Annotated in this window: 13 protein-coding genes; 9 read left to right on the top strand and 4 right to left on the bottom strand. The window is 67.6% G+C overall.

The features are described from left to right. Positions 1 to 135: 135 nt before the first annotated feature. Complete coding sequence (locus tag ACILR9_RS38275) at positions 136 to 489, top strand: hypothetical protein (protein ID WP_395715257.1); 354 nt, start codon at positions 136 to 138, stop codon at positions 487 to 489. A gap of 31 nt (positions 490 to 520) precedes the next feature. Here ACILR9_RS38275 and ACILR9_RS38270 read toward each other — a convergent pair whose 3' ends face one another. Then, the gene (locus tag ACILR9_RS38270; RefSeq protein ID WP_395715256.1) at positions 521 to 871 is read right to left on the bottom strand and encodes a hypothetical protein; all 351 of its coding nucleotides are present in this window, start codon (positions 869 to 871) and stop codon (positions 521 to 523) included. A gap of 78 nt (positions 872 to 949) precedes the next feature. Between ACILR9_RS38270 and ACILR9_RS38265 the strand changes: the two genes are divergently transcribed. Then, complete coding sequence (locus tag ACILR9_RS38265) at positions 950 to 1,552, top strand: TetR/AcrR family transcriptional regulator (RefSeq protein ID WP_395715255.1); 603 nt, start codon at positions 950 to 952, stop codon at positions 1,550 to 1,552. Then, positions 1,549 to 2,103: a carboxymuconolactone decarboxylase family protein gene (locus tag ACILR9_RS38260; RefSeq protein WP_395715254.1), complete on the top strand. Its 555-nt coding sequence runs from the start codon at positions 1,549 to 1,551 to the stop codon at positions 2,101 to 2,103. Before ACILR9_RS38265 ends, ACILR9_RS38260 begins: the two co-directional genes overlap by 4 nt. A gap of 210 nt (positions 2,104 to 2,313) precedes the next feature. Here ACILR9_RS38260 and ACILR9_RS38255 read toward each other — a convergent pair whose 3' ends face one another. Further along, on the bottom strand, positions 2,314 to 2,712 hold the full coding sequence (locus ACILR9_RS38255) for a cupin domain-containing protein (RefSeq protein ID WP_395715253.1): 399 nt from the start codon (positions 2,710 to 2,712) through the stop codon (positions 2,314 to 2,316). Between the two features lie 211 nt (positions 2,713 to 2,923). On the opposite strand from ACILR9_RS38255, the gene ACILR9_RS38250 reads away from it, so the two are divergent. Both ACILR9_RS38250 and ACILR9_RS38245 read left to right on the top strand, forming a co-directional pair. Continuing rightward, positions 2,924 to 3,856: an LLM class F420-dependent oxidoreductase gene (locus ACILR9_RS38250; protein ID WP_395715252.1), complete on the top strand. Its 933-nt coding sequence runs from the start codon at positions 2,924 to 2,926 to the stop codon at positions 3,854 to 3,856. Between the two features lie 10 nt (positions 3,857 to 3,866). Next, the gene (locus tag ACILR9_RS38245; RefSeq protein ID WP_395715251.1) at positions 3,867 to 4,688 is read left to right on the top strand and encodes an NAD-dependent epimerase/dehydratase family protein; all 822 of its coding nucleotides are present in this window, start codon (positions 3,867 to 3,869) and stop codon (positions 4,686 to 4,688) included. A gap of 166 nt (positions 4,689 to 4,854) precedes the next feature. On the opposite strand, the gene ACILR9_RS38240 is transcribed toward ACILR9_RS38245, so the two are convergent. Then, the gene (locus ACILR9_RS38240; RefSeq protein WP_395715250.1) at positions 4,855 to 5,562 is read right to left on the bottom strand and encodes a dihydrofolate reductase family protein; all 708 of its coding nucleotides are present in this window, start codon (positions 5,560 to 5,562) and stop codon (positions 4,855 to 4,857) included. A gap of 226 nt (positions 5,563 to 5,788) precedes the next feature. Here ACILR9_RS38240 and ACILR9_RS38235 point away from each other — a divergent pair, with 226 nt between their 5' ends. Both ACILR9_RS38235 and ACILR9_RS38230 read left to right on the top strand, forming a co-directional pair. Next, on the top strand, positions 5,789 to 6,634 hold the full coding sequence (locus ACILR9_RS38235; RefSeq protein ID WP_395715249.1) for a TauD/TfdA dioxygenase family protein: 846 nt from the start codon (positions 5,789 to 5,791) through the stop codon (positions 6,632 to 6,634). 31 nt (positions 6,635 to 6,665) lie between these two features. Then, complete coding sequence (locus tag ACILR9_RS38230) at positions 6,666 to 6,797, top strand: hypothetical protein (protein ID WP_395715248.1); 132 nt, start codon at positions 6,666 to 6,668, stop codon at positions 6,795 to 6,797. Positions 6,798 to 6,812: 15 nt separating this feature from the next. On the opposite strand, the gene ACILR9_RS38225 is transcribed toward ACILR9_RS38230, so the two are convergent. After that, the gene (locus ACILR9_RS38225; protein ID WP_395715247.1) at positions 6,813 to 7,604 is read right to left on the bottom strand and encodes a substrate-binding domain-containing protein; all 792 of its coding nucleotides are present in this window, start codon (positions 7,602 to 7,604) and stop codon (positions 6,813 to 6,815) included. Between ACILR9_RS38225 and ACILR9_RS38220 the strand changes: the two genes are divergently transcribed. Both ACILR9_RS38220 and ACILR9_RS38215 read left to right on the top strand, forming a co-directional pair. Then, entirely contained in the window at positions 7,539 to 7,721 is a 183-nt protein-coding gene (locus ACILR9_RS38220; protein ID WP_395715246.1) for a hypothetical protein, read from the top strand. The two genes, ACILR9_RS38225 and ACILR9_RS38220, sit on opposite strands and share 66 nt — an antisense overlap. A gap of 454 nt (positions 7,722 to 8,175) precedes the next feature. Next, a partial coding sequence (locus tag ACILR9_RS38215) for an AAA family ATPase (RefSeq protein ID WP_395715245.1) occupies positions 8,176 to 8,648 on the top strand: 473 nt, incomplete at its 3' end.

The following is an 8,648-nucleotide window of genomic DNA, read 5'->3' as shown; positions in this document are numbered from 1 at the left end:
TCCTCGTCGGCGAAGATAAAATCGTGATCCGCCACTCCATCCCTATCGCCGATGAGCCCGCTGGAGGCGGCGAAGCGCCGACAAATGGCCGCTCAACAGGCTCGCATCGCGGAAGTTACCTTTTGCGTTCGGGGCGTGGAGGCCCTGCCGCGCGTCGACATCGCCTATGCCTATGCGGGTTCCGACGGCAGCGCCATGCGCGCCTTCATCGCCGCCGGCGCCAAGGGGCTGGTGTCGGCCGGCTTCGCGCCCGGCATGGCGCCCGCCGCCGATCTGGCGGCCATGACCGAGGCGGTGCGCCAGGGCATCGTGGTCGTGCAGTCCTCGCGCGCCGGCTCTGGCCGCATCTACCGCGGCAAGAGGCTCGCCGACGCCGGCGTGCTCGCGGCCGACAACCTCAACCCGCAGAAGGCCCGCCTGCTGCTGGCGCTGGCGCTCACCCGGACCTCCGACCCGGTTGAGATCGCGCGCATCTTCGCCACCTATTGAGCAGCCGGGGACGTTGCCCGAGAAAGACGGGCTACAGCCCGGCGAGCGCCAGCGCGACCACCACCGCCATCAGGACCCAGCCGACGTGGCGACCGCGCGTCGCCATCGCATTGCCCGCGGCGGCGTAGCCGTAGATCACCACCGCCGCGCCGACGATCCATTGACGCGCCGTCGGCGAATCGAGGCCCGGGGCGGCGATCAGCAGGGCCCCCACGACCACCCAGTCCACCGTGCTCGCCTGCCACACCATGCGCAGCAAGCGGCGCGTCCAACCGGGCTCGATGCGCGCGCCAGGAAAGACGCGTCGCTCGGCAATCACGCCATGCATCAGCGCGACTGCAATGGCCAGCACGCCGGCCGCCTGAAGTGCCAGATCCCGCATGCATTCCTCCATACAGCTCTGTATGGAAAATAGCCGGCCGATTGCGGACGTCAATACAGCTCTGTATGGTGCGACCTCGTGACCGAGCGACTGACCGCCCAGGACTGGATCGACCTCGCCCTGACGACGCTGGCGCGCGAGGGCGCCGACGCGCTGAAGGCGGATGTCCTGGCGCGCAAGCTCGGCGTCTCGCGCGGCAGCTTCTACTGGCACTTCACCGATCTCGGCGAGTTCCATACGCGGGTGATCGAGCATTGGCGGCAGACCACGACCGAGGCGATCATCTCCGACATCGAGCGGCACGACTCGCGCGAACGGCGCCTCGATGCGCTGTTGCGCCGGGCTTTCGCGCACGGCGCCGCGCTCGAGATCCGCATGCGTGCCTGGGCCGATGCCAACCCGCTCGCCGCGCGCGCGGTGGCCGAGGTCGACCGCAGACGGCGGGATTACCTCGAGCAGCTGCTCGTCGAGGCGGGCGTCGCCCCGCCCGTGGCGGCCGCGCGGGCGCAGCTTCTCTACTGGACGTATCTCGGCGCCGCCGCGAGCCGGATCCGGGCTCCGGCCGAGCACCTCGAGCAGATCGTGGCCGAGCTCAAGCTGCTCGCCCTGGGCGGCGCGGCCAAGGTTCCTGCTAGGCCGTCGAAACGATCTCGAGCCCGCCGGGAGGCCAAGCTGCCATGACCTTCTTCAAATCCCTGCCGGACGATGCCGGTCCGGCAAACGTCTTCTCCAAATATCCGGAGATCTACGGCGCGTGGGCGAAGATGAGCCAGGCGCTGATGAACGGGCCGTCGCCGCTCAGCCAGGGCGAACGCGAGTTGATCCTGGCCTATGCTGCCGGCGTCTCCGGGTGCCGGTTCGTGTGCGTGGCACATTCGGCAGCCGCCTACGCCTGGGGCGTGGCGCCCGGCACGGTGGAGCGCCTGTTGGAGGATCCCGAGACGGTGCCAGTCGAGGCGCGCCTGAAGCCGCTGCTCGCCTACGTGCGCAAGCTGATGCTGACGCCAGGTGCGATGACGCAGGCCGATGCCGACGCGGTGCTCGCCGAGGGCTGGGAGGAGAAGGCCCTGCAGGACGCCATCGCCGTCACGGCGCGCGCCGCCTTCATGCAGCGGCTAGTCGAAGGTCATGGCTTCGTGCCGATGTCGCCCGAGAAAGCGGCCGAGCAGGCGGCGCGCCGCGTCAAGCTCGGCTACGTCAACCTCTACCCGGCCTTCCGGGAACCGCGGTAGGACGCACGTCGCCGCTCCAATCCTCATATGGGCGCTCTCTCATTTTCCTCCCCAACTCTGTTGGCGAGGTGTCGCCGTCTTCGGCGACGGAGGGGTCATGAGCCACGTGAGGCGGCCTATGACCCCTCCGCCCCGTATGACGGGGCACCTCCCCCGATTACGGGGGAGGGATTCGAAATATGCGCGTCCATCTCCGCCGGCTGCCGTCACTCAGAAGGCCGGGTACTGATCGTCGCCCACCTTGTCCAGCCAATCGACGTTCTTGCCGTTCAGCGCCTCGGTGACGGCGATGTGGGTCATCGCGGTCTTCGCCTTGGCGCCGTGCCAGTGCTTCTCGCCCGGCGCGGTCCAGATGACGTCGCCCGGGCGGATCTCCTCGGGCGGGCTGCCTTCGCACTGCACCCAGCCGCAGCCCGCGGTGACGATCAGCGTCTGGCCGAGCGGATGGGTATGCCAGGCCGTGCGCGCACCCGGCTCGAAGGTGACGTAGGCGGTGCTGACGCGCGCCGGATCGGTCGCCCGCATCAGCGGGTCGATGCGCACCGTGCCGGTGAACCAGTTCTCCGGTCCCTTGGTCGAGGGCTGCGAGCCGCTGCGTCGGATTTCCATCTCGATGAACCTTTCGTGTCACGCCGACGATCTGTTGCCGGCCACCGTAGGCCCGGGCCTGCTGCAACGCCAGCGCCTCGAACGGCCGGCCCACGAATTCCAGCTCCGGTCATCATTCATCGGGCCGTGGCAACCGGCCGACCGATCGGTATATTTCTGCAAATACGACGCTCCCGGCCCGTGAGCGAAGTCGAAGGAACGAGGAAGCACCATGAAGTTCGGCATCCACAATCCGTCATGGCTGTTCGGCGCCGAGCCGGCGGAGATCTTCGAAGCGGTCAAGGCCAAGGCCCAATGGGCGGAAGACCATGGCTTCACCTGGTTCTCGGTGATGGACCATCTCATCCAGATCGCCAATGTCGGCGCGCCGGACGAACCCTTCATGGAAGGATGGACGGTCCTGTCGGGGCTCGCCGCGGTGACGCGGCGCATCCGCCTGGCGACGCTGGTCTCCTCGGTCCATTATCGCAACCCGGCCCATCTCGCGAAGATCGCCGCCGGTGTCGACCTGATCAGCCGCGGCCGCCTCACCCTCGGCATCGGCGCCGGCTGGTTCGAGACCGAGTACCGCCAGTACGGCTGGGAGTTCCCGCCGCGGCCGGCGCTGCGCATCCGGCAGATGGAGGAAGCCGTGCGGCTGATCCTCGCGATGTGGGCCGAGAAGCGCACCACCTTCCACGGCAAGTACTTCCAGGCGCAGGACGCGATCCTCGAGCCCAAGCCGATCCAGAAGCCGCATCCGCCGGTGATGATCGGCGGCGGCGGCGAGCAGCTCACCTTGCGGGCCGTCGCGCGACTGGCCGATGCCTGCAATGTCGGCGGCACGCCCGACATGGTCCGGCACAAGCTCGACGTCCTGCGCCGCCATTGCGACGCGGCACAGCGGAGCTATGCCGACATCGAGCGCACCAACATCATCAGCTTCCTCATTGCCCGCGACGAGGCCTCGCTGGCGGCCAAGCGCAAGAGGCTGGCGGTGCCGGAGAACTATTATGGCGTAGCCGGCACCGTGGCGCAGATCACCGACCTTGTCGGGAAATACCAGGACGCCGGCGTCCAGCTCCTGATCAGCAGCGCCTACAAGAACGACAGCGAGACGCTCGAGCTGCTCGCCGCCGACGTGATGCCGCGCTTCGTAAAATAGAGCACAGGACATGATCAATCCTGAGGCCGACCGCGTCCTGATCACCGGTGCCGCGGGCGCCATCGGCACGGCGCTGCGCGTCGGCCTGCGCAGCCATTGGCGTCACCTCCGCCTGACCGATGTCCGACCGCTTCAGGATCTCGCCGGCAACGAGGAGATGGTCGTCGCCGACATCGCCGACCGCGCCGCCGTCGAGGGCATGATGCGCGATGTGCGGGCAGTCGTTCACCTCGCAGGCGTGGTCGGCACCTACACGCTGGAGGATCTGTTTCGCGTCAACGCGCGCGGCCTGTTCGACGTGCTCGAAGCCGCCCGGCTGGCGGCCGTCGAGCGCATCGTCTTCGCCAGCAGCAACCACGCCTTCGGCTGCTATCCGATCACCGAGAAGGTTTCGCCCGATCTGCCGCCGCGGCCGGACAGCCTGTACGGCGTCTTCAAGGCGTGGGGCGAGACGATGCTGCGCCACTACTATGATCGCTACGCCATCCGCTCGGTCTCGCTGCGCATCGGCACCTTCCGCCCGCAGCCGATCGACCAGCGCTCGCTCGCGACCTGGATCAGCCCGGCCGATATCGCCCACCTGGTCGACGTCTCGCTGCGTCATCCCGATCCCGGATGCCTGGTGGTCAACGGCTATTCGCGCAACACGCGCCTGAAGACGATCGATCCCAACTGGAGCACGCTGGGCTACCGGCCGAACGACGATGCCGAGGACTTTCGCGACATGCTGCGGGCGAAGGGCATCGACGTCGACGCGCCGGACCGCGACGAATGGGAATGGCCGGAGCACGGCGGCGCCTTCCCGCGCACGCCGGAGCGGCCGGTTCGTTAAGGCGTGATCGTCATTGGTTGAAGCACCAAAGAATGACCTCACCCTGAGGAGCGGCCGCAGGCCGCGTCTCGAAGGGTCGGACAAGTCACGTCGGTTGCCCACCCTTCGAGACGCCACGCTCCACGTGGCTCCTCAGGGTGAGGTTTCCACTTGAACCAATCACGCTCTAGGCCGACGGCCGTTCGTTGCGCAGGTCGTAGCGCAGCCAGACGGCGCCGCCGTCGAGCACCTCGCAACTCTTCAAGGTCATCGCCGTGAGCGGCGCCGACGGCCCCGTCTTCTCGTCGGCGGAATCGAAGACATACGGCCCTCCCCGGGCGCCATCGACGGCGGGATTGATCGCCACGCTGATCTCGTCGACGAGCCCGGCGCGCAGGAAGGCGCCGTTGGCGCGCCCGCCGCCCTCGAGCAGCAGGCGTTCGATGCCCAGCTCGCGGTTCAGGACCTCGAGCAGCAGCCGCAGATCAAGTGCCTGCTTGCCGGCGAAGACGTAGGACACGCCCTCTGCCCGCAGCGCCTCGAGGTGGGCGTCGGGAACCTGTTCGGTCAGCGCGACGACGATCGGATCGCCGCCGATGTCGGAGCGGCCCCAGATGATCTTGCCCTCGGCATCGAGCACGACGCCGTATGCCGCGGCATCGCGCCGGGCGATCCACACCGTGCGCGGAAAGGTCTGGCCGGTCGGCGCCGGGCGCTCCTTGCCCTTGGCGAATTCCTGGCCGGTGACGCGGCCGACCAGCCACGTGCCGCCGCCCAGCTGGTCGTGCAGGCGCTCGAACAGGCCCGCCGAATGCGCCCCCTGCGGCCGCCAGCGGCTCGACCAGGTGCGGCCGTCCAGGCTGCAGACCATGTGGCAGATCACGTGCGGCTTCATCGGGTTGCTCCGTCGAAAGGGGTCACGCTGGCGGTCGAGACTGGATGGCACTCTAGTTCATCGCGCCCACCGACCGCGATCCTCATGCTCTTCCGCGCCGCGAGCGAAGACCCTTCGACAAGCTCAGGGCGGGCGCTCGCGGTCCGGAAGAGGATGACTCGTGTCGCTTTCGAGGCGGTACTTCGTCGTGTAGCCTCGCCTCGGTCGAAGGATGGAGGCAAGGGCCATGCGGAACACGCGCCTCGACATACGGCTGCTTTCGGGTGCCGGCGGCGCCGAGATCTCCGGCGTCGACGTAGCGCAGGATCTCGACGACGGCACGATCGGCGAGATCCGCGACGCGCTGAACGAGCATTGCGTCGTCTTCTTCCGCGACCAGGAGCTCGATTCCGAGCGCCAGAAAGCCTTCGCGCGCCGCTTCGGCGAAATCTTCATCCATCCCAACTACCGGGGCACCGGCGACGATCCGGAGATCGTCATGGTGCGGCGCGAACCGGGCGACACTTCCTATGTCGGCGAGGATTGGCATGCCGACACGACCATGGTGGCCGAGCCGCCGATGGGCGCCATCCTCTACGGCATCGACGTGCCGCCCTACGGCGGCGACACGATGTTCGCCAACCAGTACCTCGCGTACGACGTGCTGTCGGACGGCATGAAGAGGATGCTCGACGGCGTGCGCGCCGTGCACAGCGACATCATGGTGGCGGGACCGCAGGCCGGGAAGAACAAGGGCCGCTCGACCAAGCATCGCGACGGGCCGGACTGGCGCGAGACGCGCAACAGCCATCCCGTGGTGCGCACCCATCCCGAGACCGGCCGCAAGATGCTGTTCGTCAACGCCTCCTACACGGTAGGCTTCGAGGGCATGACCGAGAAGGAGAGCCGGCCGCTGCTCGACTTCCTGCTGGAGCACGGCAACCGGCCGGAATTCACCTTCCGCTTCCGCTGGGAGAAGGGCTCGATCGCCTTCTGGGACAATCGCAGCGCCAAGCACATCGCGCTGGGCGACACCGGCCCGTTCCGCCGCCTGATGCGGCGCGTCCAGATCTGCGGCGACAGGCCGGTGTGACGATCCGGTCGCGACGGCCCGCAATCCGAGCATGGGACTGATCTTCAAGGACGACCTGCACGATCCGATCGCCGAAACCGCCGAGACGCTGTTCGAGCTCGCTTGTCCGAAGAGCTCATTCGCTTCACCGCTGCCGACGGTGCGGACGATCACTGCGAGATGAGCAACCGCTCGCTGCTCAATCGCCGCGCGCTCGACTGGCTCGACGACGCTCTCGGGACGACGAGTCGGTAATCCGAGACTTCGTCAGCTCTGCTCCGATTGCTCGAGCCTGGTCTACGAACAGTTGCGCGACGGGGCTGATGGTCCGGCCCTTGAGCCTCACGACCACGATATCGAAGGACGGGCTATTGAGCGCGACGGGCAATCGTCTGATGGCCAGCCGGCGGGCGTAGAAGTAGTTCAGCAGGGAATCGGCGATCACCGCCACAAAGCGATCGTTCTCGAGCAGGCGCGCGACGACGGGCGGTGACATCACGCTCGACACGGCGAGGCGTGGCGGTTCGAGCCCTTCGGCCTGAAAGGCGTCGATCAGCAGCGAGCCGATCGCGCTCTCAAGGGGCGTCGCGCACCAGAAGGCACCGGCAAGCTCGGCAAGATCGAGCGTGCGGCGACGTACCCAAGGGCTACCCACACCCGCCACGACATGCCAGAAGTCGCGATAGAGCGGAGTCGCGTCGAGATCGTCGCGCAACGGCAGCGCCCTGACCGGGACGACAGCCAGCTCGATCCGGCGCTCAGGCAGGTCGCGATCGAGCAGCGTCGCGCTGTCTGCCTGTAGTGCGCGCAGCGCTACGTACGGATTCTTGCGCCACAGTCGTTCCACCGCTGCCGTCACGACGCCCGCCAGGAGCGGTTCGGTGCTGCCGATGCGAAGGTCGCCTATCGCGGCTCGGCGCCTGCGTTGCAAGACTTGCTGAGCGGCCAGATCGATCTGTACCTGGGGCTTCCCGCCGACCTCGTGCCGCACGCCCGCACGGGTGCCATCCGCATCCACGCGATTGCCTCACCGGAGCGTAGCGCCGCCGCTCGGGATATTCCCACGACGGACGAAGCTGGCCTGCCTGGCTTCCACGTCTCCGCCTAGTTCGGTTTCTGGGCACCGAAGGGAACCAATACTCCAACCATTGCTCGTCTCAACGCGGCGACGCGCGCGGCGCTCGACGACCCCGGCCTACGCCGTCGGCTGCAGCAGGAGATGCTCCTGGAGATCCCGGAATCCGGCCGGCAGACGCCAATGGCATTGCGCGACCTGCAAGCTGCCGAGATAGTGCGAAGCCGTGCTGCCCTAGCCTTGGACTTAGGCTACTGGACCAATCAGCCATTGCCCGATGGTGCCGCGCACCGCCGCCAAGGGCTGCCCCGACCAAACTGTGACATCGATGTCGCGGCGGATCTCGCCGTTGGCGATTCCGGCGGGCAGCGCCCGATGCGCTGCCCAATCCCAGAGGTCATGCAGATCGCGGTGGGACGTCTCGCGGTTCCAGCAATTGCGGCGGCGCTGCTATCATCGTGCAAACGCGCAACCAGCGGGAGGGCAAGTGGCCACACTCCATTTCATCTGCGGCAAGGCAGGCGCCGGCAAGACGACGCTCGCGCGCGCGCTCGGGCAATCACTGCCGGCGGCAGTGTTCTGCGAGGATGAATGGATCTCGACCCTGGGTTTCGAGATCCGCTCACTGGACGATTTCCTGCAGGCCTCGACCAAATGCCGTGCCCTGATCGGCCCGCTTGCCGTGCAGTTGTTGCAACTCGGCGTCTCGGTCGTGTTCGACTTCGCCGGCAACACCCCGAAGGCCCGCCAGTGGGTGCGCAGCCTGCTCGACGCGGCCGGCGCCGATCACGTGCTGCACGTCATCGAGGCGAGTGACGCCGATTGCCTCGCCAACATCCATCGCCGCAACGACGAGAAACCGGCGGGCGTCTACTGGGGCCATGTCACCGACGAGCTCTTCCACGCCGTGACTCCCTACTTCACCCTGCCGCAGCCGGAAGAAGGGTTTCGCGTCGAGAT

Origin of the sequence: Reyranella sp., assembly GCF_044224635.1 — a bacterium.
Lineage (GTDB): Bacteria > Pseudomonadota > Alphaproteobacteria > Reyranellales > Reyranellaceae > Reyranella.
This window is presented reverse-complemented; position numbering and strand designations above follow the sequence as displayed.